This is a genomic window from Metabacillus sp. KH_069 (assembly GCF_057838075.1).
The window spans coordinates 2,232,309-2,257,499 of record NZ_CM174460.1 but is presented as its reverse complement, the minus strand read 5'-3'; the positions used below and the strand labels follow the sequence as shown (position 1 = coordinate 2,257,499).

Sequence of the window (25,191 nt, the reverse complement as noted above, 5' to 3'; positions counted from 1 at the left end):
TGAAAATATTGTATAGTTAAAAGTTCAGACAGGCAGGCTCAAGGTTACACGGGCTTGCCTCTTTCATTGAACGGAGCAGATTAACATGACTACAACAAAGACATATCTAAAAGAATGGCAGCAGGCCATTCAAATTGAAATCGGCTATTTAAAAAAATATGGGAGCACGAAATACCGTGTTGCAAATGGACATCTATTATCAACAGGGGATGCTTACACTTACTATTTTGAAAGCAGCGGCTTTTTGAAAATCCCTGTTGGAGCCTCCATCAAATTAGAATGGGACGGCGTGAAGCACAATGGAAGAGTCCTGTCCTCAGAAGGGAAAAGCATCATTCTCTCATTTGATAGATCGTTCGGTGATCTCATTCATGAGGCCTTTCTTTTCCACGATCCGTGGGAACTGCTTGAGGAACTCATTGCAAGGCTCGATGACATAAAAAAAAGCAAAATCAAGCGGGCCAGAATCAAAAAGCTGATGGATCCCTCGATGCCTCCGAAGCATCCTGCAGCGGATGGCAAAAGCTCTCTCCATGAATTGTATGTAAGGTCCAAATACAATCCAGTCACTTTCGTCTGGGGACCGCCCGGCACTGGGAAGACCTACACGCTTGCAAGAACAGCAGCCAATCATTATTTTAAAGGAAAACGTGTGCTGATTTTGTCTCACAGCAACAGTGCTGTGGATGTATTAATGAAAGAACTCGCCATCTTTATTCACAAAAAGCAGAAATTTAAAGAAGGTGAGCTTCTGCGCTATGGGACTGGGAGCGGCGAAACAGCCTTTCCTGTGCCCCTTACAACAAGTGAACTTCTCATGCAGAAAGATCCTTTGCTGTCAAAGGACAGACAGCAGCTTCTCGATGAACGAAAACTTATTAAAAAGGATTTATCAGATTCATTCAGCAAGCGGGATTCTAATCAGCTCCTTGATCTTGAAACCAAAATCAGCAGAGTCCTTGAGAAAATACGCAAGCAGGAATCTGAATTTGTGAAAGAAGCATTTATTGTGGGAACAACCCTTGCAAAAGCAGCGAGCGATGTAAACATATACGAAGACGAATTTGACGTCGTGATTGTCGATGAAACAAGCATGGCCTATGTGCCTCAGGCTGCGTTTGCAGCATCGCTTGGCAGACGGGTCATTTTGTGCGGAGACTTTAAACAGCTGCCGCCAATAGCCTCTTCCCGGCACGAACTTGTTGAAAAATGGCTGAAAGAAGATATTTTCATCCGCTCGGGTGCTGCTGCCATCAAACAAGAATTGCACCCGCACATGCTTTTATTGAAAGAACAGCGGAGAATGCATCCGGAAATCTCTGCATTTACCAACCAATATGTTTATCAAAATCAGGTAGGCGACCATGAAAGTGTCAAAAAAAGCAGAAATCAGCTCGTTTTAAATGCTCCTTTTCCAGGCAGAGCATCCATCCTGCTTGATGCAAGTCATACAGGCGAGCATTGCATGAAAGAGAGGACGTCGCACTCCAAGTTTAATTTGTGGCAGCTGCTGCTTTCGTTCCAGACCATTCACGAAGCCTATTTATCGGGAGTAAGATCAATCGGATATGTGACACCATACCGTGCGCAGGCATCTCTTATGCAGCAGCTTTTAGGAGATTTATATGAAGAAGAACTCCTGAATGCCGATATTCTTGCCGCAACCGTGCATAAATTTCAGGGCAGCGAGCGGGATGTGATGATTTTTGACAGTGTTGACAGCTTTCCAGAGAACCGTGCCGGAATGCTGACTACTGGCAAAGACAGTGCGAGGCTTATCAATGTAGCCATTACAAGGACTAAGGGAAAGTTCATACATGTCAGCAATTCAGACTTTATCCGTCAAAATGTCTACCGTAGCAAAGCGCTCAGACAGCTTGTGGACCATCAGGAGAAGCATCAGCAGATTGTCAGTCATCAGCAAATAGGGACATGGGTTAAGGACCATCACCCTAGATTGAAATGGATGCATGCTCTAAAACAAGAACCTTTATTTGCAGACATTCGTTCCGCCAAGCACCGGATCATTCTTTCCCTGCCAAAATCGATCAGTCTTCAAAAGGATTTGACAGATGTGCTGAAAACTGTTCAGCATTCCCTTACAGTCATTTCTGAAATAAAGCCAGAGATTCCATGCAGGTGGATTCAAGAAAATCTGCCGTTCCCATTTGTTATCATTGATGATCAACTTTTATGGCTCGGACAGCCATTTGAGGGAGCAAATAGATTGCAGCCCCCTTATGTAGCAGCGAGACTGAATTCGGAAAAAACTGTTAAGCATTTTCTCACGCAGATCTCCTTTTCATAAAAAGAGGAACATGAATTTTTTTCGCGAATTAATACCCTTTATAACAAATGAAAAGGGTGGAAAGAATGGAATACAGTTTAAAGCCCGCTGGATATTCGGAAAAGTCCATTATTGAAAACTTGCTTCAATATTACTTTTACGACTTTACTGAATTTAACGGCGCTGATGTCAATGATCAAGGAAGATTCAATGATTATCCTTATTTCGAAAACTACTGGAATGAAGAAGGGCGATTTCCCTATCTGATCAAAGTAAAGGAAGAGAATGCCGGTTTTGTCCTGGTAAGGTACGATGCATTTGAAGATTATTTTTCGGTCACAGAGTTTTTCATCATGAAAAAATTCCGGCGATCGGGACTCGGCAAACAAATTGCTCACAGTGTTTTCCGGATGCACAGCGGAAAGTGGGAAGTCGTACAGATCGAAAAGAATAAACCGGCACAAAGCTTTTGGAGAAAGGTCATTGAAGATTATGCATCTGGAAATTATTCTGAACGAGTGGAAAGTGGCCGCGTCATTCAAACTTTTTGTTCTGAAAGGGAGGGAGCACTGTGAAAACATTTAGATCTCCTAATAAAATCGTAACGGGTGAAGGGTCTGTACAAAACTTGCTTCACCTTATAAAAGACTATCAAGCTGCTAAAATCTTTCTTTTTGCCGACCCGATTTTAATCAAGCTCGGAGTTCTTTCTTCAATCGAACAAACGCTTGACGAAAATCAAATTCAATTTGAACGCTATACAGACATTCAGCCTGAACCTCAAGTTTTTATTGGTGATGGTGCAGTCAAAGCACTCAGGAAATCAGGAGCTGACCTTGTCATAGGAATTGGCGGAGGCAGCTGTCTGGATATTGCTAAAGCAGCAGCGGTTCTTGCAAAAAATGAGGGGTCAATTGCAGATTATTTAAATTTATCCGGATCAAAAAAACTGACAGAGCAGGGACTGCCTAAAATCATGATTCCCACAACTTCAGGCACCGGTGCAGAAATGACCGATATCGCCGTCTTTTCATTGGAAGAAACAAAGGATGTCATCACGCATGATTATTTGCTTGCAGATGCTGTCATCATAGATCCGGAGTTAACCTATTCTCTACCTCCAAGAGTAACGGCTGCGAGCGGGATTGATGCGCTCACGCATGCCATTGAATCCTATTTATCTATTAACGCTACTGTACTCACTGACACCCTTGCTTTAGAAGCGGTGGAGAAAATTGCCTCAAGTATCCGCACAGCAGTCTGGCAGGGCGGAGACCGCGAAGCCCGCAGCAGCATGTCATGGGGAAGTATGCTTGCCGGACTCAGTTTCTTTAATGCGGGAGTAGCAGGGGTACATGCTTTAGCTTATCCGCTCGGAGGACTGTTCAAAGTGTCACATGGTGAGTCAAATGCGGTGCTCCTGCCATATGTCCTGGACTACATTTGGCCGTCCTGTGTACATAAAATGACGATTCTTGCTTCAGCGCTTGGTATTCAAAGAAACGGGAAACATGATCGCGAGCTTGCTCAGTCTGTCGTTTTGGAGATTAGAAATCTGATGGAAGATGTTGGGCTGCCAAACAGCCTACAAGCTTATGGCATTACGGAAGAGGATCTTGAAAAATTAGCGGCGGGAGGCATCAAGCAAACACGGCTGCTTGCAAGAAGTCCGAGAGCCTTTAAGCGTGAAGATGTCAAACAAGTCTACTATGCAGCATTAAATGGAACGTTAAAGACAGAAGGAGTGACGAATCATGTTCCATACAACCATTGAGCCGCGTGTATCCGAAACAGATGGCGTCGGTCACATTAACAACACAACAGTCCCGGTCTGGTTTGAAGCAGGAAGAAATCAGCTGTTTGCTTTATTCAATCCTGATCTGTCTTTTAAAGACTGGAAAATGATCATTTTAAACATGAATGTTGATTTCATCAGTCAAATTTATTACGGTAAAAATGTGGAAGTGTATTCCTGGGTGAAAAGAATCGGAAATTCAAGTCTGGAGCTTTATGAAGAAATTCATCAGGACGGGGAATTATGCGCAAAAGGAACCGTCATTTACGTAAATTACAATGTGCCTTTAAAAAAATCAGAACCCATCCCCGGCGCCATTAGACTGGAATTGCAGAAACACCTTTATAAAAACATGTCAGATTTCTAAATTAAAGCTTGTTTTTTCTGAAATTTCAAAATACACTAGTAACATACCAACTGGTTAGTATTTTAATAGGATGGAGTGAATGTTATGCATTTGCGATTAACAGATGAGCAGAGAATGGTTCAAAAAACAATCCGTAAATTTGTTGAAAATGAATTAATGCCTCTTGAAAATACCGTTCTTAGAAATGAACTTGAAGGAAAGCCAAGTCTATCAAAAGAAAAAATGCACGAGCTTCAGCAAAAGGCGAAGCAGTCCGGCTTCTGGGGCATTAATACGCCAGAAGAATACGGCGGTGCAGACATCGGTCAAATGATGCTTGCCATCGTGCAGATGGAAGTGTCAAAAACATTCGTTCCGTTCCGTTTTGGCGGCTCGGCAGACAACATTCTTTATTATGCGAATGAAGAACAAAAAGAAAAGTATTTAATTCCTACGATTAATGGCGACAAAAAATCGTGTTTTGCGATGACAGAACCGGCAGCAGGATCTGATACAAGAAACATTCAGATGACTGCCGTAAAAGACGGCAATGAATGGGTCCTAAACGGTGAAAAAACGTTTATTACAGGAGGAAACGAAGCTGATTTCGTTATGGTAATTGCGATAACAGACAAAGAACAGCACCGTGCAACAGGCCGTGACGGCGTCACATGTTTTATCGTTGACCGCGATATGGGCTGGACTTCAGAGTATATTCACACTATGGGCGAATGGGGACCGGCAAGCTTATTTTTCGATGGCGTCCGCGTACCTGAAGAAAACATACTCGGCGAATTGCACGGGGGCTATAAACTAGGGCTCGAATGGATTGGCTTTGCCAGATGGATTGTTGGGGCCACAGCTGTCGGAGCTGCAGAACGCCTGCTGCAGATGGCCATCGACTATTCCAAAGAACGGGAGACATTTGGAAGACCGATCGCTGACCGGCAAGCCATTCAATGGCAAATTGCAGACTCAGCCACTGAAATTGAAGCTGCAAAATGGCTTGTGCTGAATGCTGCGTTCACGCTTGATCAAGGCGAAGATAACCGTCACTTGGCATCGATGGCTAAATTATACGGCTCTAATATGGGGAATCGCGTTGTCGACCGCGTGCTTCAAATACATGGCGGTATGGGCTATACAAGAGAACTCCCGATTGAACGCTGGTATCGCGAGGCCCGCCTCTGGAGAATTTATGACGGAACAGATGAAATTCAGCGCTTAATTCTGTCCCGCAATCTTTTAAAAGGAAATGTCAAAATCGGACAATTCATCTAAAAAGGAGGCGGAATCCATGTTTAAACACTTAATTGGAAGCGCTTCCGAAAAGGTGAAGAATTCAATTGAGCCTGGAGCAGTCAGGAAATTTGCTGAAGCCATAGGAGATCCAAATCCGCTTTTTATCGACGAAGAAACCGGGTTGCGTTCAAGATACAAGCGGAATCTGGCACCCCCTACATTTCCCGTTACCTTGAACTACGGCACAATCGGGGGATTGAAGCTGCCATCTAAAGGCCTGATTCATGGTGAACAGTCGTTTCATTATGAAAAACCTCTGTTAGTTGGGGAGACAATCTATTGCTCTTCTAAACTCGTGAACTACAGGGAGAGAACAGGGAGCGGGGGAAGCATGGGCATGCTGACGATTGAGAGAATGGGAGAAACAAAAGACGGAGAACTCCTATTCACAATGAAACAAGTCGTGATTATTACGGAAGCAGTCAGAAAGGTGATGAGTGTATGACAATCGCTGACTTTCGGCTTGGTGAGCACTTATTGGACCTCACACTTCCGCCTGTTTCAAGGCTCGACCTCATCAAATATTCCGGAGCTTCAGGCGACTACAATCCGATACACACCATTGACGAAGAAGCAGAAAAAGCTGGCCTTCCAGGCATCATTGCACATGGGATGTGGACGATGGGCAGCCTGTCTAAGCTCTTCTCTCCATTCTATGAAGAAGGCTATATAGAAGACTATTCCATCCGTTTTAAAGGAATGGTGTTCCTGGGTGATGTGATTACACTGCAGGCAGATCTTTATGAGATGAATGACACATCTGCAAAGTTCCATGTAAGGGCTGTGAATCAGGATGGGGGAGAGGTTGTTAAGGGTGATGTTGTGTTTAGAAAGTTATAATAAATAAGCCTCTTATCCTAAGGATGAGAGGTCTTCTTAATTTATACATGTTTTTACTTAGAACCAGGCGTCTTATCATCAATGACAAATTCAGAGATTTGTTTTCTGCCGTTTTTCCACTTTTTGAATTTTGCGTATTCCTGAAAATCTTTAAATTCTTCTTTACTAAGTCCATCTTCTATTGCTTTATTCAATAATTCCCGCCATTCCATATCAATGTTATCATTAGAATACTCTTTTTCGTAACCTACAAGATATTCTAAATCCACTTCAAGAGTCATTGAAATTTTTTGCAGAAACTGCAGAGATGGATTTTTTTGAATATTTCGTTCGATATAACTTAAATAAGATTTTGAAACCCCAGCTAACTCAGCAAGCTCGCTAATTGAATAGCCTTTTTCCTGTCTTAACTCCCTTAAGCGATCACCAACCATTTCTTATCTCCTTAATCAGCCAATTCTGATAAAATAGTAACTTGCTCTTTCATTATAAGGAACTTATCGTTCTTTATAAAATATTAAAATTGTACGATTAAACGAGTATTAGCGAGAAATCAAGAGTTTTATGTTCTTTTTAGCGAAAAAACAAAGAATTTTGACAGTTTTTATAATTAGGTAAAATAGCATACATTAAGAACAGCTCAAATTATTGAAAACAAGAGAATTGTCACTAATAGAAGAATATAAATATAGAAAAATAGAATGTAATTGAGAAATTCATAATAATATGGAACTATCTGCTTGACACGTTCTTTATAAAGAACTAAAATTAAAACATATTAGGGAATCAAATCTCTCTATTTTTTACCGTCAATGTTCTTTATGAAGAACTATCCCTTGAAAGGTGGAACCTATGAAAAATCCTAATTTTCATGATGAACCTCTGATTTCCGGGAAAGAAAAGGAAATCGATCTTAAAGAAATTTTCACAGTTATTAAGAGGCGTTTTTGGATAATTGCGGTGATTACACTGTTTACAACTTTTTTAGCTGGATTTTACAGTTACTTTTATACAAACCCTTTATACGCCACTTCTACCCGCATCACAATCAATACGACGGCTGAAACAATCAACACACTGAACGTAATTATTAAGGATCCGGCTGTGCTTGAAAAAGTAGCTGCAAAACTGAATTTGAACCGTTCAGGAGAAGCTCTCAGCGGTCAGATTAATGCTGAGACGATAGGAAGCTCTCAAGTTATTAATATTTCAGTGATAGACTCAGATCCAGTACGGGCAGCTGAAATAGCTAATACAACAGCTGAAATTTTTAAAGATGAAATTCCAGGGTTTATTGTCATTGACGGCATGGAGATATTAGCTAAAGCCAAGCCAAACTATTACCCTATCAATGAAAATCATTCCAGGTACATTATGATGGGGGTGATTGCAGGAATTATCATAGGAGTCGGCCTTGTCTTCCTGCTGGATTCACTGGATGACAGTATCCGCACCAAGAGAGAAGTGGAAGATATATTTGATGCCCCAATTCTGGGTGCTGTTTCAAAGATGTCAAAACGGAATACAACAAAAGGAAATGTAAAAAAGAAACAGCCTTTAAGGAGTGAAACCTTTGGTTCAAAATCCATTTAACACCGTTCCGCCGAGAAAAAAAAGCTTAATCGCTTATTTTAACCCCAACAGCATGATCTCAGATCAGTATCGTACGATTCTTACAAATCTGCAATTTGCATCTATTGAACAAAAGTATCGTTCTCTTCTCATTACCTCTCCAGGATATGGGGAAGGGAAGTCTACGACTGTCACAAATCTTGCAGTGTCGTTTGCCCTTCAAGGAGAAAAAGTCCTGCTGGTTGACGGTGACTTAAGAAAACCAACCATACATAATGCCTTTAAGCTTGAAAATAACGTTGGACTTACTAATGTTTTAATAGGAAATGCCGTTTTAAGCGAAGCGATTCACCAAACAGAAATTGGCAGGCTGGCTATATTAACAAGCGGATCGATTCCGCATAATCCTTCCGAAATCATAGCATCTCAAGCAATGAAAGTATTAATGGCCAAACTGCTTGATCAATATGATTTGATCTTGTTTGACTGTCCGCCCGTTCTTGACGTAGTTGATACGAAAATCCTGGCAAATGAATGTGATGGAGTTGTGTTGGTCGTCAATAACGGCAAGACAGATAAAGAAGAAGCGTTTGAGGCAAACAAAATTCTCTCTGCTGCAAAAGCCTCGCTGCTTGGAATTGTCCTTAACGAATACAAATGAAAAAATTTGCACGATTCGTTCTTGATTAAGAATATATGGTGATGTCTCCTATCCACTATCAATGGAGGCACTCGATCATGCTGTGGGCCTTAAAGCCTTAGACGCGAGTCGTCGGTAGTGTGATGTGAGGGGGGGTTAAATGCCCCAATTTATATAAATTTTACCTTTATGTTTTTCTGAAGAATCTAAAGGTAAGATTTATATTCATTAAATAGAAGGGAGTACCAAGAATGAATTCATTTGATCGATATCCAAAGTCATTGAAAAAAATGGTCCGCTATATTAAGCAAGATGCAAACTTGGAGCAGCTAAATGAGATCAAAAAGATCATCGATGTTTCCGTTTATAAAAGATCGCAGTTTCTATCAAAAGGAACCGAAAGAAAAAAAGAGTACGCAGGAGGTTGAGCTGATGACCTATCATCGAAGGCTGTCATTATTAATTTTAGTTGATTCGATTATTGTTCTTTCCGCCATCTTCTTCAGCCGTTTTCTTCTAGAGGCAGATCTTCATGTCCTTACAATCCCATTAGTTATCAGCTCTTTGACCTTGTTAATCAGTCATCATATTTTTTCCTTCATTTATAAGCTCTATAAGAAGGCTTGGGAATATGCGAGCATTGGCGAATTGCTTATTATCTTTAAAGCTATAACATACTCAATCGCAGCTACCGCTGTAATGCAGCAGCTGATTGAAACTGAAATTCATTTCAGACTGCTTGCTGTGACTTGGATGATTCATATGCTTTTGATAGGCGGATCACGTTTTTGCTGGAGAATGGTCCGTGATACATACATAAGCAAATCAAGCAGCAAGAAAAGAACATTAATAATCGGTGCAGGTTCAGCAGGAACTATGGTCGCAAGGCAACTGAAAAAGAGTGCCGATACCGATATGTATCCAGTTGCTTTTATTGATGATAATATCCACAAACAGAAACTTGATATTCTTGGCATTCCGGTTATCGGCGGTGTAAGTATAATAGAAGAGAAAGTCATTGAGCTTGAAATTGAAAATATTATCATTGCTATACCTTCTTTAAGTAAAAAAGGACTCCAGAAAATTTTCAATGAATGCTTAAAAACAAAAGCAAAAACACAAATCATTCCCATGCTTGAAGATTTAATCACCGGTAAAGTTTCTGTCAATCAAATCCGCGAAGTCCGAGTAGAAGATCTTTTAGGACGCAAACCGGTTGAACTCGACATAGAAAGCATTTCTGAAAACATTTCAGGAAAAGTCGTCCTCGTTACAGGAGCTGGCGGATCAATTGGATCTGAAATTTGCAGACAGATTACAAAGTTTAAACCAAGCAAACTAGTGCTTTTGGGTCACGGAGAAAACAGCATATACTCCATCGAAATGGAACTTAGAGCAGAAGCGGAAGATCATCAAATTGAACTTGTCACCGAAATAGCAGATCTTCAAGATGAGAAAAAAATGTTTGATGTCATGGGCAGGCATCAGCCATATATTGTGTACCATGCAGCCGCCCATAAACATGTTCCGCTTATGGAACGGAATCCAGAAGAAGCTGTTAAAAATAACATTATAGGAACACGCAATGCTGCAAGTGCAGCAAGATGGGCGGGCGTTGAAGTTTTTGTCATGGTTTCAACGGATAAAGCTGTAAATCCCACTAGCGTCATGGGTGCAACTAAAAAACTTGCTGAAATGCTGGTCCAGCACTTTGACCAGATTAGTAAGACGAAGTTTGTAGCCGTCCGCTTTGGAAATGTTTTAGGAAGCAGAGGCAGCGTTATACCGCTTTTTAAGAAGCAAATAGAAAAAGGCGGTCCAGTTACGATCACGCATCCTGATATGGTCCGTTATTTTATGACCATTCCAGAAGCTTCACGGCTTGTCTTACAGGCAGGAGCTCTCGCACAGGGCGGAGAAATCTTTGTTCTTGATATGGGTGAGCCTGTGAAAATTATTGATCTTGCTAAAAACCTCATCAAAATGTCAGGTCATTCAATGGATGACATTGGAATTGAGGTCACCGGTATGAGGCCTGGAGAAAAGCTGTTTGAAGAATTGCTCAAAGATGACGAAGTGCATGAACAGCAAGTGTATCCGAAGATTTATGTAGGGAAAACAGTTACTCTTTATGTAGAAGAAATCCAACAAATTATTGATAATTTTTCGGAAATGGAGAAAAACGAATTGCGCGAACAGCTGTTAGATCTCGCCAATCATCGTGTTCCAGAAAAAGAACTTTTATCGATTCCTAGTTAAAAGGAGATTACTTATGAAAGTTAAAAAAGCCATTATTCCGGCAGCAGGACTTGGCACAAGATTTCTGCCGGCAACAAAAGCGATGCCGAAAGAAATGCTGCCAATCGTTGATAAGCCGACCATTCAATACATTGTCGAAGAAGCAGTAGAATCAGGGATTGAAGATATTATCATTGTAACCGGTAAAGGAAAAAGAGCGATTGAAGATCACTTCGATAACTCATTTGAACTTGAACAAAACTTATTAGAGAAGGGCAAACTAGAGCTGCTGAATGAAGTCCAAAAATCTTCCAAACTTGTTGATATTCATTATATACGTCAAAAAGAACCAAAAGGACTCGGGCATGCGATCTGGTGCGCACGTAAATTCATTGGAAATGAACCATTTGCTGTCTTACTCGGTGATGATATTGTTGCAGCTGAAAAACCTTGTCTAAAACAAATGATTGAACAATACGAACGCTATAATGCCTCAATTATTGGCGTGCAGCATGTTACAAATGAAGAGGTTTCCAGGTATGGAATTGTTGATGGCTCTAAAATCAGCGACCGTTTTTACAATGTGAACCATTTAGTAGAAAAGCCGAAGATGGAAAAAGCACCTTCAAATTTAGCCATCTTAGGCAGATATATTTTAAGCCCGAAAATCTTTGATCTATTAAACAATCAAAAGCCAGGAGCCGGCGGAGAAATCCAGCTTACAGATGCCATCGCCGCTCTTAATCAGATTGAAGCCGTGTATGCTTATGACTTTGAAGGCATCCGCTATGACGTTGGTGAAAAACTCGGCTTCATCAAGACAACCATTGAATTTGCACTTAAACACTGCGAATTGAAATACGATCTTCTTCATTACTTATCAGACCTAATGGAAAAAGAGTTCTCAAAAAAATAATAAAACAAAAACATTCGTGCTGACGAGTGTTTTTTGTTTGAGCAGGGTGATAAAAATGCCTGACAAAGTGCTTTTTACGGCAACGGTCGATTACCACTTTAAAAGCTTTCATCTTCCAATCCTAAAATGGTTCAAAGAACAAGGCTGGGAAGTTCATGTAGCTGCACTCGGTAATATTGAACTTCCATACATTGACCAGAAATACAACCTGCCCATTCAACGGTCTCCTTTTAATAGTAGAAACTCGGTTGCATACAGTCGATTAAAGGACATCATTAATGAAAATAACTACAGTATCATTCACTGCCATACACCTGTTGGAGGTGTCCTCACTAGACTGGCTGCAAGAGAAGCACGGAAAAAAGGAACAAAAGTTATCTACACGGCACACGGCTTTCACTTTTGCAAAGGTGCGCCGCTTCAAAATTGGCTGACTTTTTACCCAATCGAAAAATGGCTTTCAGCTTATACGGATTGTCTGATTACGATTAATGAAGAAGATTACCTTCTGGCAATGGAAAGGCGATTTGCAGCGGGAAAAGTTGAACACGTTCATGGAGTAGGGGTAGACACTGAAAAGTTCAAACCGATTTCGGAAAATGAAAAAATGATAAGAAGAAAAACATTCGGAATGGAGCAAGATGACTTCATTCTGTTCTACGCAGCAGAGTTTAACAAGAATAAGAACCAGCAATTTTTGCTGCATGCCATGTCTAGATTAAAAGATAACCTCCTAAACGCTAAACTACTCTTGGCTGGCGAAGGAGCTCTTTTAGAAGAATGTAAACAGCTTGCTAAAACGCTCAGAATCGAGGAAGTGGTTCATTTCTTAGGATTCAGAAAAGATATTGATTCCATCTTGCCAATGTGTGATTTAGCAGTAGGATCAAGTCTTCGTGAAGGACTGCCGGTCAATATTATGGAGGCTATGGCCTGTGGACTACCTGTTGTTGCAACGGAGAATCGGGGGCATGGGGAGCTGGTGGAGGATGGGGTGAATGGATATCTTATAAAGAATCAAGATGTTCAGCTGTTTTCCAATAGAATCACTGAAATCGCACATTCAAAAATGTTACATCGAAATTTAGGGTTGATGAGCATAAAGAGATTAAACCAATATGACTTGTCTAGTGTCAGTTATGAACTTTCAGAAATCTACTCCAGATACATGTTGAGGGATACCGATGAAACCAAAGATCAGTATAATCGTGCCTATATATAATGTTGAAAAATATTTATCCAGATGCTTGGATAGTCTTCTTTTACAGACATTTAAAGATTTTGAGATTATAGCCATCAATGATGGTTCAACAGATTCAAGCGGAAGTATTTTAGATGATTATGCTAAAAAACATAATGAAATTGTTGCTATACACAAAAAAAATAATGGAGTATCTTCAGCACGTAATGATGGATTGCAAAAAGCAATGGGAACATATATTGGATTTGTTGATCCGGATGATTGGATTGAAGAAAGAATGTACGAAGCCCTTTATCTAACTGCAGAACAAGAACAAGCTGATATCGTCATGTGTTCGTACATTCGTGAATTTGGTACCCATTCAAAAGAAAAGATTTTCGAAGAAGCTCACTATAGAAAATATGTTCATATGGAATTGAAAACGAAAATGCTAAGAAGGCTTATTGGTCCGATTGAAAAAGAAGTATCCAATCCAGAATATTTAGATGCATGGGGTACTGTTTGGTCGAAGCTTTATAAAGCGGAACTGATTAAACAAAATAAACTTGAATTTGTTGATCTTAAAGAAATAGGAAGTAATGAAGACACATTGTTTAATATTCAAGCTTTTTATCATGCAAATTCTTTTGTATTCTTAAATCAGCCTTTATATCATTACTGGCGCGTGAACGAGACATCTGTTACATCAACATATAATAAGAAATTGGTTCATCAATTTGGAACACTCTATACTAAAATGGAAGATTTCCTTCAAGAAAAAAAACTCAGCGGAGAGTTTCAAACAGCATTAACGAACAGAATCAGCATAAATACACTTGGATTAGGATTGAATACCATTAGCAGAGGAAACTCAAACTCAATCATAAAAAAAACAATCGAATTAAATCAAGTTTTAAAAAGCAAGCATATAAAACGTTCATTGGACCAATTCGACATGCAGCACTGTCCAATTGTTTGGAAAACGTTTTTTTTCTTTGCAAAAAACCGCATTGTATTAGGATTATTTATGATGTTAACATCCATAGAATTTCTAAGAAAAACGGTGCGTTAGGAGGGATTAAGATGAAACCGATGCGTGTTTTGCAGGTAGTTACTATCATGAATCGCGGTGGTCTTGAAACGATGCTGATGAACTATTACAGGAAGATGGATAGGAGCAAGATTCAATTTGATTTTATGGTTCACCGTATGGAAAGAGGCCATTATGATGATGAGATTGAAAGATTAGGCGGACATATATATCGAATGCCTCAAATACGGCCTGGGAATTACAGAAAATACTTTCATTCATTAAAAGATTTCTTTTCAAAGAATAGAGAGTATAGAGTTGTCCATGCTCATAACAATGAAAACAGCAGTTTTGTTTTAAGAGCAGCAAAGAAGGCAGGGGTACCGAGCAGAATTGCTCATAGTCATTTAAGTGATTTAGGAATTGATCTGAAACTGCCATTTCGCCTTTATGCCCGATATTATATGAAAGATAATCCAACACAATTCTTTGCCTGCTCTAAAAAAGCGGGTCAATGGCTTTTCGGAGAGAGGAAAGATATTACGGTTCTCAATAATGCAGTAAACGTGACTGACTTTCAGTTTAATCAAGAAGTAGAATCTGAATTACGAAAGGAACTGAACATTGGAAATCAATTAGTAATAGGTCATATAGGAAGATTCAATAAACAAAAGAATCATGAATTTTTAATCGATGTGTTTAAATCTATTCACGATAGAATGCCAAACTCTTTTCTGCTTTTAGCAGGTGAAGGCCATTTGCGTCAATCCATAGAAGAAAAAGTGAAAAGACTGGGCCTTTCACAGAATGTTCATTTCCTTGGAGTTCGTAAAGATATACAAAAACTTATGCAGGCAATGGACGTATTTCTTTTTCCATCACTATTCGAAGGATTGCCGGTTGTTTTAGTAGAAGCACAAGCAGCAGGCTTAAAGTCGTTTGTTTCAAATACGATTACAGAAGAAACAAATGTTACTGGGCAGCTAGAGTTTTTAAGTCTTAAAGATCCATCTGAAAGCTGGGCAAAAAAGATTTTATCAGCCACATATGAACATAAAAACACTTTAAAAGTCTTGCGTGAAAAGGGTTATGATACATCAACCATGTCACATTGGCTAACAGAATTCTACTTTAATCAATCTAGTTAAGAAGTGGGGGTATAATACTTGAAACCAAGCTTAACAGTCTTTACACCTACTTATAACCGGGCCTACACTCTGCATCTATGTTATGAAAGTCTAATGAGACAAACAAGCAAAGATTTTGTTTGGCTCATTATTGACGATGGATCTTCAGATGGCACAAAGGAATTAATAAAAAAGTGGAAAAATGAAAACGCAGTTCCAATTATATATCACTACCAAGAAAATCAAGGCATGCATGGTGCACATAATGCAGCATACGAAAGAATCGAAACAGAATTAAACGTGTGCATTGATTCTGATGATTACATGGCTGACGATGCAGTAGAAAAAATCGTTCAATTGTGGAAAAAACATGGTAGTGAAAAATTTGCAGGTATTGTCGGTCTTGATGCCACTCCAGATGGAAAAATAATTGGTACAAAGATGCCTGATGATTTGAATGAGTCTACTCTTTCTGGATTATATGGAAAGCATAAGGTAAGAGGTGACAAGAAATTAGTATACAGGACGGAACTTACAACAAAAACACCGCCATATCCAATCTTTTCAGGTGAAAAATATTGTCCATTAAGTTATAAATATCTGCTTATTGACCAGATGTGTCCCTTACTTATCTTAAATGAAATTTTGTGTCATGTGGAGTACTTACCTGATGGGTCGAGTTTGAATATGATTAATCAGTATAAAAAAAATCCTAATGGATTTGCTTTTTTTAGAAAAACTGGTATTCAATTTTCACCAACTTGGAAAGATAGGTTCAGAGAATCAGTACATTATGTTTCCAGCAGTCTGATGATTAAGAATAAACGGTTTTTATTTGAGTCTCCTAGAAAATTTGTAACATTACTTGCAACACCATTAGGAATACTCCTCTATTTTTATTTAACAAATACTGATAAAAAAACAGTGATTCATACAAATAGCTAGATTGAAAGGAAAGAAAGCATGACGGTTATGTGGATGAATTTAGGTTTTGTTTATTTATTTTCTTTTTTTTCGAGGTATTTTATTACTCAGCCAGTTACACAGTTTAATTATGTAAAACCAAATAAATTCTTCATTACTTTAGTGATAGCATCGCTTGTAATGGTGGCAGGGCTGCAAAAAAATATTGGTGATACTTATTTTTACATGCATTCTTTTGCTGTGAATGAGTTAACGTGGGGAAACATAGATTATACCGGAGATTTTGGATTTAATATCTATCAAATGATTTTGCAGGGTTTTTCTAATGATCCGCAGATCTTAATTTTTACAACCGCACTTATAACAAATTTATTAATCGTCATCGTTCTATATAAGTATTCAAGAATTATTGAACTTAGTATATACGTCTATATTGCTTCAGGAATGTTTACTACATCTATGAATGGGATTAGACAGTATCTGGCAGCAGCTATTGTTTTTACAGCTACAAAATATCTTTTAAGTGGTAATTTTAAGAAATATTTCTTAGTCATTCTTTTTGCTTCTAGCATTCATAAAAGCGCATTAGTCCTGCTTCCAATCTACTTTATTGTAAGAAGAGAAGCGTGGACACAAGTGACGTTTGCTTTACTGGGTTTTGCAATTTTAATTGTTATTGGTTTTAATGAATTTTCTCAGATCCTTTTTTCTGCTATAAGTGATTCACAGTATGGACAATACAGCGAATTTGCAGAGGGTGGTGCAAGCAAAATACGAGTCTTTGTAAATGCTGTGCCAGTTATTATCGCTTTCCTTGGCAGAGAGAAATTAAGGCAGCTTTGGCCAAAGAGTGATTACATTGTTAATTTATCCATTATCAGTGTCATTTTTATGATTATCGCTTCTCAAAACTGGATCTTTGCAAGGTTTAACATTTACTTTGGGTTATATAATTTAATTTTACTCTCATGGGTAGTAAAGCTCTTTCACAAAAAACATGAAAGAGTTATTTATTATGGAATACTGGTTTGTTACTTTCTGTATTTTTATTATGAACATGTTATTGGTTTTGGCTTGATATATGAAAGTGATTACCTGAATTTCTAAAAGTACCAATTAAGAAATATTTCTTTAGCAGAAAGGAGCTAAGCGATGGAAAGAGATGAAATTATAATTGATGCTCCTATTATTCCAAAAGTGATCCATTATTGCTGGTTCGGTAAGAAAGATAAACCCGCCATCATAAAAAAATGCATTCAAAGCTGGAGAAAGAAACTAGTTGGCTATGAAATTATTGAATGGAACGAAGATAACTTTGATATTCAATTTATCTCATACGTTAAAGAAGCGTATGATGCAGGAAAATATGCCTTCGTAAGTGATTACGTGAGAGTATACGCACTGTATCACCATGGAGGCATATATTTAGATACAGATGTGGAGGTTTTTAAACCATTTGATGATAAAATGCTCTGTCATGAATCTTTTTGGGGTTTTGAGCAGGAGAACTTTATAGCAACCAGTACAATAGGAGCTGTAAAAGGAAACAGGTTTATTAAAAATTTTCTTGATTCATATGAAAATAAAAGATTTCTTAAAGAAGACGGTTCTTATGATAGTTTAACAAATGTTGCTGTCGTTACTAAATTATTGGAAAGCAAAAAATTAATGTTGAATGGAGAATATCAAGTGATAAATGGGATAGGTGCATTTTATCCTCAGACATACTTTTCTCCATATGATTATATTAATAGCAGAAAATTTATAAGTGAGAATACCTTTACGATCCACTATTTTTATAAGAGCTGGCTTCCACTTAGGGCTAAGGTAAAAGGATACATTAAGTTCAGTGCTGCACGAATAATAGGCGGAAACAATATTGCTAAATTAAGAAAAATATTTTCTTAAGGAGTATTTAAAATGCTTCAAATTGTAAAAAAAGTATTTAAAGAGGTCAAAACACAGTCAAAAAGTCGTGGACCATTTATTAGCTTTTTAATGAATGTATCTCATTTTAACGGCGTAGTTAGGGGCTCTTTCTACAAAATCATTTACTTTAAAAATATCAAAAGTTCGCTTTTCTCACTTCAACAAAACAGTAAAATTGAAATCTTTAATAAAAACTCTCAACTAAGAATTGGAAAGTTTGTATTTATTAGAAAAAATGCCAGTATACGTATGGATTTTAATGGGAGTCTGGACATTGGAGATAAAGTATTTATTAATGATAATTGTAATATTAATTGCATTAATAAAATCACAATTGGCAGAAAGACTAAAATTGCTCCAAACGTCTGCATTAACGATCATGATCATAATTATAAAAATTCCGATAACCAGCACCTGCTGAAGGGTGAGGTAATAATTGGAGAGAACGTTTGGATTGGAGCAAATGTCGTGATCTTAAAAGATACCTGGATTGGAGACAATTCGGTAATTGCTGCAGGCAGCGTAGTTAAAGGAGTTGTCCCTGAAAATACACTCTTCTTAAATGAAAGAACGAATAAATTTAAGAGCTTTAAGCAAAAAGTCGTTGCTACATAAATCTGTATTTACAAAGAGGATGCCATGAAAAAAGATATTATTATTTGCTTGTATGATATGGAGATAGGCGGGATAGAAAGAAGCTTAATTAATATGCTCGAAAATTTTGATTATGAACAATTTAATGTCGACCTTCATATTTTTGAACACAAAGGCGACTTTATGAAACTCATACCAAAACAGGTTAACGTATTGCCCCAAATAGATAAATATGCTGTTTTTCGAAAGCCGATTGTTCAATGTTTGAGAGAAGGACACATTATTACTTCTTCAATCAGAATTCTCAGCAAATCTGTTTCTAAAATTAAAGCTAAAGTTAGTAAATTAGATGAAGGCTCTGCATACATCCAAATGCAATTGGCTATTAAATTTTCTTCACACATCTTGCCTAAATTAAAGAAACAATACGATTTGGCCATAAGCTACGCATGGCCTCATGATATAGTTGCAAACAGAATTACAGCAAATAAAAAAATTGCCTGGATCCACACAGATTATAGCAGCATAGAGATAGACAATAATATTGATTTAAAAACTTGGTTAAAATTTGATAATATTGCTTCAATCTCTAAAGATTGCACAAGTGCTTTTCTAAAAATGTATCCTTCTTTAAAGGAGAAAATTGTTTTAATCGAGAACATCACTTCACCAGAATTTATCAACCGTATGTCTAAATCCCCTGGTATAGAACAATTCGAATTAAAAGAACATCATTTTAATTTATTATCTGTCGGCAGATATTCTTATGTTAAAGGATTTGACATGGCTATAAAGGCACTAAAAAGACTTCATGATAAGGGGTATACCAATATTAAGTGGTACGTTATTGGTTATGGGGGAAGTGAAGCGGAATTATTACAGCTTATAAAAGAAAATGGACTAGAGAAAAGCTTTAAATTGCTTGGAAAAAAAGATAATCCTTACCCTTATATAAAAGCATGTGATCTTTATGTTCAGCCATCAAGATATGAAGGTAAATCGGTTACGGTAACAGAGGCGAAAATTTTGGGGAAGCCAATTCTTATTACTCGTTATCCAACGGCAAGCAGCCAGATAGAGCACGGGGTTGAGGGCTTCATATGTGAATTGAGTGTTGAAGGATTAGTAAAAGATATAGAAGTATTATATCTTGATACAAATATGAGATTAACTTTAAAAAATAACCTTTTGAAGATAAATCTTAGTAATGCAGATCAGTTAGATAAGCTTTACAAAATTGTAAACATATAATAGGTGATAAGATTATGAGTTTAAAAGTTAGTGTCATTGTGCCTGTATATAACTCAGAAGAATATTTACTTGAATGTATAGAATCACTCTTAAGTCAAACTCTTAAAGAGTGTGAATTTATTTTTGTGAATGATGGATCGAATGACAAAAGCAAAGAGATAATTGAGAAATATTCAATTAATGATCATAGGATAAAATTACTTAATCAAACAAACAAAGGTGTTAGTAAAGCGAGAAATTTAGGGTTAAGTGTTGCCAAAGGTGAGTATGTGGGGTTTGTAGATGCTGATGATTTTGTGAAAAAAGATTCTTTTGAAGTTTTATATAATAATGCGATTAAAAAAAATTATGATGTAATAATCTCAAACTTTGAAAGTATAAGCAATTCAGGAAAATTTACAGTATCTAGCCCACTTAAATTAAATACTACTTATTCTAGGAATGATATTCTCAATGAAATAATACCTCTTTTAATTGAATCGGATCATCTAAACTCCGTTTGGAATAAAATATACAAAAGGGAAATTATTTCAAATAACAACATTCTATTTCCAGACCATCTTTCACTTGGAGAAGATGGGATTTTTAATTTACTTTTTTTTAAAAGTGCTAGAAGTGGAAAGTATATAAATTATAGTGGTTATTATTATAGAGAAGTACATGGTAGTGCCACTCGAAATATAATAAAAAAGGATTATTTTAAGAGAGAAATTGATTTATTTATAATGGATTTGCCGTTTAAAGAAATTATACAAGATGAAGATAGAGTTACATCACTTAAATGTAAAAAGCTAATTAATAATACGATTTCTCTCATACATGTATACCTATCTCCTAATAATGAATTAAGTCCTATAAAGAGATATAAATATGTTAGAAGAATGGTTAATAACTCTGCAATAAAGGAGGCTCTTTCTACTTATTCACTAAAATATTCCAGAGAACTAGGAAGATATAATAAATCGATATTAACCATGATTAAACTTAAGTCCATTATAGGTTTATTTTTTTTGGTTTTTTACAGCAATTATCGAAATAGATAAGAGGGTGTTAATATGAATATTTTTATGTACGCTCACGCAGGCAGTCCAAACAGAGGATGCGAAGCAATTGTCCGCTCTTCTGCAACAATTATTAAAGAAAAGCTGGACGGTTCTAAAGTTTATTTAGCTTCATACAGACCTGAGACAGATCAAATAATCAGCAACTTAGACGGAATTTATGATGGATCAAATACTGAAATAAAAAAATTTTCAATAGCCTGGGCTGTATCTTCTTTAAGAGTGAAGTTATTTAAAGATGAATCCTATGCTTTCGGTAAGATACATGAAAAGGTAATAAAGCAAATTAAGAATAAGGACATTTGTCTTTCTATTGGCGGAGATAATTATTGTTATGGTGAACAGCCAGGATGGTATGAGGTTAATAAAAGAGTGAAAGCTCAAGGTAAAAAACTTGTCTTATGGGGATGTTCAATTGGAGAAGAAGATATGTCTCCAAGGAAATTGGAAGATCTGAGATTATTTGATCTTATTTTGGCAAGGGAGTCTTTAACATACAATATGCTGCTTGGAAAAGGTCTTCATAACGTAAGATTAGTTGCTGATCCCGCATTTACAATGGAAAAAGAGGAATTAGAGCTTCCAAAAGGCTGGCAGGAAGGTAATACGGTTGGTCTGAATTTTAGTCCTCTTGTTTGGAAGCGGAATAAACAATCTCTGCATGCCGTTAAAGATCTTATTAATCATATTCTTGCTGAAACTACTATGACCATTGCTTTAACACCTCATGTGATAGACGAAGGAAACAATGATCATGAAATTTTATTAAAATATTTTGAGGAATACAAACACACTGGTAGAGTTATTATTTTACCTGATAATCTAAATGCCATTCAATACAAAGGCTATATTGCCAGAATGCGGTTCTTTATAGGGGCAAGGACTCATGCAACAATAGCAGCTTATTCAAACTGTGTTCCTACTATGGTCTTAGGATACTCTGTTAAATCTAAAGGAATTGCAAAGGACATATTCGGAGAAGAAAAGCTGGTACTGAACATAAATGAAATCTCAGATTCCAGTAAGCTATTAAATTCTTTCAACGAAATGCTGTCAAATGAAAAAGAACTGATTGATAAGTTAAAAGAGTCTGTTCCAATAATTAAAAAAATGTCATATAAAGCAGTAGGTTATTTAAATGAGATTTCTGGAAATTAGGGGTTGCTTATGAAGAAGAACTTATTATTTGTTATTCCCGGCTTGGGTGCGGGGGGTGGAGAAAAAAGTTTAGTTAACCTGTTGTCTCTAATTGATTTTAACAAGTTTAATGTAGAAATTTATTTACTAAGTAATGAGAAAGGTTTAAATTACCATTTCCTCCCAAAAGAAGTTGTGCATTTAGCATTATTAAATGAGCATAGAATTTTCACTTCACGATTATTGATTTCAATTGTTGGTTTTATTAAAGCTAAAAAATATAAATTAGCTTTAAAAAGAATTATGTTTTCCGTTCAAAATAGGTTAATTAAGAATAATGCTTTTGCTGAACAACAAAGTTGGAAATATGTAAGTTCTTCAATTCAACCATTAACAAAAAAATACGATGTAGCTATAGGCTATCTTGAAAAATCCTCTGTCTATTTTATCGTTGATAAGGTATGTGCGGATAAAAAAATAGGATGGATCCATACAAATTACGATGATTCTGGGATGAATAAAAACTATGATTATCCTTACTTTAAGCAACTTAATTATATTGTAACAGTTTCTGAAGAATGTGCAGCTTCACTAATAAATAATTTTAATAATCTTAAAACTAAAATAAAAGTGATTTATAACATTGTCTCCCCGAGTAACGTTCTATTTCTAGCTCAAAAAAAAACGAACACAACTCCCTTTAAATCTGATCACATAAACATTCTCACCGTAGCAAGATTAAGTTTTGAAAAAGGTGTAGATATGGCAATAGAATCTTGCAATATTTTGGTTAAAAAAGGCTATAAAATAGTTTGGACAGTTTTAGGTGAAGGGCGTGAGCGAAAAAAATTACAGGAACTCATTGATAATTATGGACTGGGAGAAAACTTTTATCTTTTAGGAACTAAAGAAAATCCATATCCGTACTTTTCTGATGCAGATATTTATGTCCAGCCATCAAGGTACGAAGGTAAGTCAATTGCTATAGATGAAGCAAAAATCTTAAAGAAACCAATTGTTGTAACGAACTATAATAGCGCTAAAGATCAGATAAAGCATGGGAAAAATGGATTGATAGTTGATGTTTGTAAAGATGGTATTGCGAAAGGGATTGAAAATATGATAAGTGATAATAAAAAAAGAGACTTATTTATCAATAACCTAAGTCAAGAATCCTTAGGTACGGAAACCGAGATAACAAAACTTTATCAATTAATTGATAAGAGTAATGTTCAATGAAAACAAAAGTACTTTTAATTCAAAACAATCTTAATTGTGGTGGTGCAGAAAAGTCTTTAGTAACATTATTAAATACAATAAATTATAACAAATATCAAGTTGATCTATTTCTTTTTAAACACGAGGGTATTTTTTTGAAAAGTGTCCCTTCAGAAGTTAATTTACTTCCCGAATTAGAATATTACAAATATTTTGATATGAATTTTAAATTGTCTATAAAAAATTTATTGAAGAAAAAAAATTTTAATATAGCTTATTATCGAGTTATATTATCAATCTTACTTAAAATCAATGTTAACTCAGCAATTGTTGAACAGAAAATGTGGAAATATATTAGTAAAACTATACCAGAGTTTACAAATCAATATGATGTAGCAATTGGTTATCAAGAGAAAAATCCAGTTTACCTGTGTGTAGATAAAGTAAATGCAAAAAAGAAAATAGGCTGGATTCACACTGATATTAATAAACTTCAGATCGATAAAAAGAAAGAACTTGAATTTTTTCAAAAATTGGATTACATAGTGACCGTTTCTGAGGAATGCGCAAAATCTATTAAAGAAATATCACCTAAGTTATTTGATAAAATTAAGGTTATATACAACATTTTGTCACCTAAATTAATTAGTAATTTATCTAAGCTTGAGGTATTTGATGGTCCACAAAATAATGAAAATAGAGTCAATATCATAACAGTAGCTAGATTAGGAAATGAAAAAGGTATAGACTTAGCAATTAACTCTTGTAAAATATTGGTGGACAGAGGGTATCGTATCTATTGGTATGTGATTGGAGAAGGTAAGGAAAGAGATAATCTTAATTCGTTGATTAATAAACTAAATCTTAAGGAGAATTTCAAACTATTAGGGATAAGAGAAAATCCATATCCTTACATTGGAAAAGCAGATATTTATGTTCAACCTTCAAGATACGAAGGTAAATCAATTGCTTTGGATGAGGCAAAGATTCTCAGCAAACCTATTATTGTTACAAATTACACATCTTCTAAAGACCAAATAGATAATGAATGTGATGGACTTATTGTTGATATGAATGCATTAGCTATAGCTGAAGGAATTGAAAAATTGATAAACGATAACTCATTAAGAAATTCTTTATCAATTAACCTATTAAAGCAAAATCTTGGAACTGAAAACGAAATCAACAAACTCTATAATCTTTTGAGTATTTAACGACACAAATCAATTTATCTTGGAGGTAAATATGATTAGAAGTATATTCAATACTATTAGGAAAAGGATTGGAGGTATATCCCCTGGACAATTAACCATTGGAGCTTGCATCCAACAAGGAATGAAGGTAGGAGAAAATTGTCATGGGTTAGTTGCAAGTACCATTGACTATGCTCACTGCTGATTAATTGAAATTGGAAATAATGTTACGTTTGCACCTCAAGTTTACCTATTAGCCCGCGATGAAAGTACTAAAAGATATTTGTACTACACAAAAATTGCAAAGATTAAGATAGAAGATAATGTATTTCTTGGAGCAAGAGCATTAATCATGCCAGGGGTTACAATAGGTAAAGATTTAATTATCGCTGCAGGAAGTGTTGTGACGAAATCTGTTCCTATAGATTCTGTTGTTTGTAGTAATCCTGCAAAGATAATGCAAAATACAGAAAATTATATCGCTAAGTATAAAAATATTATTAGGAATTCTATCTTATATAATACAAACTGGACTATTGGCGGAAAAAATTCGAATGAAATGTATGAAAAAATGAATCAAGAAATGGGAGACCAATGGGCTTATAAATAAG

26 protein-coding genes are annotated in these 25,191 nt (G+C 36.4%); 25 read left to right on the top strand and 1 reads right to left on the bottom strand.

From position 1 onward, the window contains the following. The first annotated feature begins 85 nt into the window (after positions 1-85). From AC3ISE_RS11210 to AC3ISE_RS11180, 7 genes are all read left to right on the top strand, one after another. Positions 86-2,308 (top strand): AAA domain-containing protein, encoded by a 2,223-nt coding sequence (locus AC3ISE_RS11210; RefSeq protein WP_489221011.1) that lies wholly within the window; start codon positions 86-88, stop codon positions 2,306-2,308. Positions 2,309-2,373: 65 nt separating this feature from the next. After that, positions 2,374-2,862 (top strand): GNAT family N-acetyltransferase, encoded by a 489-nt coding sequence (locus AC3ISE_RS11205; protein ID WP_489221010.1) that lies wholly within the window; start codon positions 2,374-2,376, stop codon positions 2,860-2,862. Continuing rightward, a complete protein-coding gene (locus AC3ISE_RS11200) occupies positions 2,859-4,061 on the top strand; it encodes an iron-containing alcohol dehydrogenase (RefSeq protein WP_489221009.1) in 1,203 nt (400 codons plus the stop codon). Before AC3ISE_RS11205 ends, AC3ISE_RS11200 begins: the two co-directional genes overlap by 4 nt. Continuing rightward, a complete protein-coding gene (locus AC3ISE_RS11195; RefSeq protein ID WP_489221008.1) occupies positions 4,042-4,449 on the top strand; it encodes an acyl-CoA thioesterase in 408 nt (135 codons plus the stop codon). Before AC3ISE_RS11200 ends, AC3ISE_RS11195 begins: the two co-directional genes overlap by 20 nt. Positions 4,450-4,533: 84 nt before the next feature. Next, positions 4,534-5,709: an acyl-CoA dehydrogenase family protein gene (locus tag AC3ISE_RS11190; protein WP_489221007.1), complete on the top strand. Its 1,176-nt coding sequence runs from the start codon at positions 4,534-4,536 to the stop codon at positions 5,707-5,709. A gap of 16 nt (positions 5,710-5,725) precedes the next feature. Then, entirely contained in the window at positions 5,726-6,175 is a 450-nt protein-coding gene (locus AC3ISE_RS11185) for a MaoC family dehydratase N-terminal domain-containing protein (protein ID WP_489221006.1), read from the top strand. Continuing rightward, positions 6,172-6,570, top strand: coding sequence for a MaoC/PaaZ C-terminal domain-containing protein (locus tag AC3ISE_RS11180; protein ID WP_489221005.1), 399 nt, complete (start codon positions 6,172-6,174; stop codon positions 6,568-6,570). Before AC3ISE_RS11185 ends, AC3ISE_RS11180 begins: the two co-directional genes overlap by 4 nt. Before the next feature lie 53 nt (positions 6,571-6,623). On the opposite strand, the gene AC3ISE_RS11175 is transcribed toward AC3ISE_RS11180, so the two are convergent. Continuing rightward, positions 6,624-7,004, bottom strand: coding sequence for a helix-turn-helix domain-containing protein (locus tag AC3ISE_RS11175; RefSeq protein WP_489221004.1), 381 nt, complete (start codon positions 7,002-7,004; stop codon positions 6,624-6,626). Between the two features lie 418 nt (positions 7,005-7,422). Between AC3ISE_RS11175 and AC3ISE_RS11170 the strand changes: the two genes are divergently transcribed. The 18 genes from AC3ISE_RS11170 to AC3ISE_RS11085 all read left to right on the top strand — a co-directional run bounded on the left by AC3ISE_RS11170 (position 7,423) and on the right by AC3ISE_RS11085 (position 25,190). After that, positions 7,423-8,163, top strand: coding sequence for a YveK family protein (locus AC3ISE_RS11170; protein ID WP_489221003.1), 741 nt, complete (start codon positions 7,423-7,425; stop codon positions 8,161-8,163). Continuing rightward, positions 8,135-8,803, top strand: coding sequence for a CpsD/CapB family tyrosine-protein kinase (locus AC3ISE_RS11165; RefSeq protein WP_489221002.1), 669 nt, complete (start codon positions 8,135-8,137; stop codon positions 8,801-8,803). Before AC3ISE_RS11170 ends, AC3ISE_RS11165 begins: the two co-directional genes overlap by 29 nt. Positions 8,804-9,033: 230 nt before the next feature. Next, the gene (locus tag AC3ISE_RS11160; RefSeq protein WP_489221001.1) at positions 9,034-9,210 is read left to right on the top strand and encodes a hypothetical protein; all 177 of its coding nucleotides are present in this window, start codon (positions 9,034-9,036) and stop codon (positions 9,208-9,210) included. A 4-nt stretch (positions 9,211-9,214) separates the two neighbouring features. Beyond that, entirely contained in the window at positions 9,215-11,041 is a 1,827-nt protein-coding gene (locus AC3ISE_RS11155) for a polysaccharide biosynthesis protein (protein ID WP_489221000.1), read from the top strand. A 13-nt stretch (positions 11,042-11,054) separates the two neighbouring features. Beyond that, on the top strand, positions 11,055-11,936 hold the full coding sequence (gene galU / locus AC3ISE_RS11150) for a UTP--glucose-1-phosphate uridylyltransferase GalU (RefSeq protein WP_489220999.1): 882 nt from the start codon (positions 11,055-11,057) through the stop codon (positions 11,934-11,936). A gap of 55 nt (positions 11,937-11,991) precedes the next feature. After that, positions 11,992-13,158, top strand: coding sequence for a glycosyltransferase family 4 protein (locus AC3ISE_RS11145; protein ID WP_489220998.1), 1,167 nt, complete (start codon positions 11,992-11,994; stop codon positions 13,156-13,158). After that, entirely contained in the window at positions 13,121-14,188 is a 1,068-nt protein-coding gene (locus tag AC3ISE_RS11140; protein ID WP_489220997.1) for a glycosyltransferase, read from the top strand. Before AC3ISE_RS11145 ends, AC3ISE_RS11140 begins: the two co-directional genes overlap by 38 nt. An 11-nt stretch (positions 14,189-14,199) precedes the next feature. After that, a complete protein-coding gene (locus AC3ISE_RS11135; protein WP_489220996.1) occupies positions 14,200-15,294 on the top strand; it encodes a glycosyltransferase family 1 protein in 1,095 nt (364 codons plus the stop codon). Between the two features lie 18 nt (positions 15,295-15,312). After that, positions 15,313-16,218 (top strand): glycosyltransferase family 2 protein, encoded by a 906-nt coding sequence (locus AC3ISE_RS11130; protein WP_489220995.1) that lies wholly within the window; start codon positions 15,313-15,315, stop codon positions 16,216-16,218. Positions 16,219-16,236: 18 nt separating this feature from the next. Beyond that, a complete protein-coding gene (locus tag AC3ISE_RS11125; RefSeq protein WP_489220994.1) occupies positions 16,237-17,304 on the top strand; it encodes an EpsG family protein in 1,068 nt (355 codons plus the stop codon). Positions 17,305-17,349: 45 nt separating this feature from the next. Then, a complete protein-coding gene (locus AC3ISE_RS11120) occupies positions 17,350-18,105 on the top strand; it encodes a glycosyltransferase family 32 protein (RefSeq protein WP_489220993.1) in 756 nt (251 codons plus the stop codon). 12 nt (positions 18,106-18,117) lie between these two features. Further along, on the top strand, positions 18,118-18,741 hold the full coding sequence (locus tag AC3ISE_RS11115; RefSeq protein ID WP_489220992.1) for an acyltransferase: 624 nt from the start codon (positions 18,118-18,120) through the stop codon (positions 18,739-18,741). Positions 18,742-18,765: 24 nt separating this feature from the next. Beyond that, positions 18,766-19,971 (top strand): glycosyltransferase, encoded by a 1,206-nt coding sequence (locus AC3ISE_RS11110; protein WP_489220991.1) that lies wholly within the window; start codon positions 18,766-18,768, stop codon positions 19,969-19,971. A gap of 14 nt (positions 19,972-19,985) precedes the next feature. After that, positions 19,986-21,014, top strand: a complete 1,029-nt coding sequence (locus AC3ISE_RS11105) for a glycosyltransferase (RefSeq protein ID WP_489220990.1) — start codon at positions 19,986-19,988, stop codon at positions 21,012-21,014. Positions 21,015-21,026: 12 nt separating this feature from the next. After that, positions 21,027-22,190, top strand: a complete 1,164-nt coding sequence (locus AC3ISE_RS11100; protein ID WP_489220989.1) for a polysaccharide pyruvyl transferase family protein — start codon at positions 21,027-21,029, stop codon at positions 22,188-22,190. A 9-nt stretch (positions 22,191-22,199) separates the two neighbouring features. After that, positions 22,200-23,408: a glycosyltransferase gene (locus AC3ISE_RS11095; protein WP_489220988.1), complete on the top strand. Its 1,209-nt coding sequence runs from the start codon at positions 22,200-22,202 to the stop codon at positions 23,406-23,408. After that, positions 23,405-24,601, top strand: coding sequence for a glycosyltransferase (locus AC3ISE_RS11090; RefSeq protein ID WP_489220987.1), 1,197 nt, complete (start codon positions 23,405-23,407; stop codon positions 24,599-24,601). The genes AC3ISE_RS11095 and AC3ISE_RS11090 overlap by 4 nt, the downstream gene beginning before the upstream one ends. A gap of 262 nt (positions 24,602-24,863) precedes the next feature. Then, on the top strand, positions 24,864-25,190 hold the full coding sequence (locus AC3ISE_RS11085; protein WP_489220986.1) for a DapH/DapD/GlmU-related protein: 327 nt from the start codon (positions 24,864-24,866) through the stop codon (positions 25,188-25,190). Position 25,191 lies beyond the last annotated feature (1 nt).

What these genes read in the sequence shown, in the direction of transcription:
- AC3ISE_RS11210 (WP_489221011.1), top strand. Translation starts at nt 86, where the DNA reads ATGACTACAACAAAGACATATCTAAAAGAATGGCAGCAGGCCATTCAA.
- AC3ISE_RS11205 (WP_489221010.1), top strand. Translation starts at nt 2,374, where the DNA reads ATGGAATACAGTTTAAAGCCCGCTGGATATTCGGAAAAGTCCATTATT.
- AC3ISE_RS11195 (WP_489221008.1), top strand. Translation starts at nt 4,042, where the DNA reads ATGTTCCATACAACCATTGAGCCGCGTGTATCCGAAACAGATGGCGTC.
- AC3ISE_RS11190 (WP_489221007.1), top strand. Translation starts at nt 4,534, where the DNA reads ATGCATTTGCGATTAACAGATGAGCAGAGAATGGTTCAAAAAACAATC.
- AC3ISE_RS11185 (WP_489221006.1), top strand. Translation starts at nt 5,726, where the DNA reads ATGTTTAAACACTTAATTGGAAGCGCTTCCGAAAAGGTGAAGAATTCA.
- AC3ISE_RS11180 (WP_489221005.1), top strand. Translation starts at nt 6,172, where the DNA reads ATGACAATCGCTGACTTTCGGCTTGGTGAGCACTTATTGGACCTCACA.
- AC3ISE_RS11175 (WP_489221004.1), bottom strand. Translation starts at nt 7,004, where the DNA reads ATGGTTGGTGATCGCTTAAGGGAGTTAAGACAGGAAAAAGGCTATTCA.
- AC3ISE_RS11170 (WP_489221003.1), top strand. Translation starts at nt 7,423, where the DNA reads ATGAAAAATCCTAATTTTCATGATGAACCTCTGATTTCCGGGAAAGAA.
- AC3ISE_RS11160 (WP_489221001.1), top strand. Translation starts at nt 9,034, where the DNA reads ATGAATTCATTTGATCGATATCCAAAGTCATTGAAAAAAATGGTCCGC.
- AC3ISE_RS11155 (WP_489221000.1), top strand. Translation starts at nt 9,215, where the DNA reads ATGACCTATCATCGAAGGCTGTCATTATTAATTTTAGTTGATTCGATT.
- galU (WP_489220999.1), top strand. Translation starts at nt 11,055, where the DNA reads ATGAAAGTTAAAAAAGCCATTATTCCGGCAGCAGGACTTGGCACAAGA.
- AC3ISE_RS11145 (WP_489220998.1), top strand. Translation starts at nt 11,992, where the DNA reads ATGCCTGACAAAGTGCTTTTTACGGCAACGGTCGATTACCACTTTAAA.
- AC3ISE_RS11140 (WP_489220997.1), top strand. Translation starts at nt 13,121, where the DNA reads ATGAAACCAAAGATCAGTATAATCGTGCCTATATATAATGTTGAAAAA.
- AC3ISE_RS11135 (WP_489220996.1), top strand. Translation starts at nt 14,200, where the DNA reads ATGAAACCGATGCGTGTTTTGCAGGTAGTTACTATCATGAATCGCGGT.
- AC3ISE_RS11125 (WP_489220994.1), top strand. Translation starts at nt 16,237, where the DNA reads ATGACGGTTATGTGGATGAATTTAGGTTTTGTTTATTTATTTTCTTTT.
- AC3ISE_RS11120 (WP_489220993.1), top strand. Translation starts at nt 17,350, where the DNA reads ATGGAAAGAGATGAAATTATAATTGATGCTCCTATTATTCCAAAAGTG.
- AC3ISE_RS11115 (WP_489220992.1), top strand. Translation starts at nt 18,118, where the DNA reads ATGCTTCAAATTGTAAAAAAAGTATTTAAAGAGGTCAAAACACAGTCA.
- AC3ISE_RS11110 (WP_489220991.1), top strand. Translation starts at nt 18,766, where the DNA reads ATGAAAAAAGATATTATTATTTGCTTGTATGATATGGAGATAGGCGGG.
- AC3ISE_RS11105 (WP_489220990.1), top strand. Translation starts at nt 19,986, where the DNA reads ATGAGTTTAAAAGTTAGTGTCATTGTGCCTGTATATAACTCAGAAGAA.
- AC3ISE_RS11100 (WP_489220989.1), top strand. Translation starts at nt 21,027, where the DNA reads ATGAATATTTTTATGTACGCTCACGCAGGCAGTCCAAACAGAGGATGC.
- AC3ISE_RS11095 (WP_489220988.1), top strand. Translation starts at nt 22,200, where the DNA reads ATGAAGAAGAACTTATTATTTGTTATTCCCGGCTTGGGTGCGGGGGGT.
- AC3ISE_RS11090 (WP_489220987.1), top strand. Translation starts at nt 23,405, where the DNA reads ATGAAAACAAAAGTACTTTTAATTCAAAACAATCTTAATTGTGGTGGT.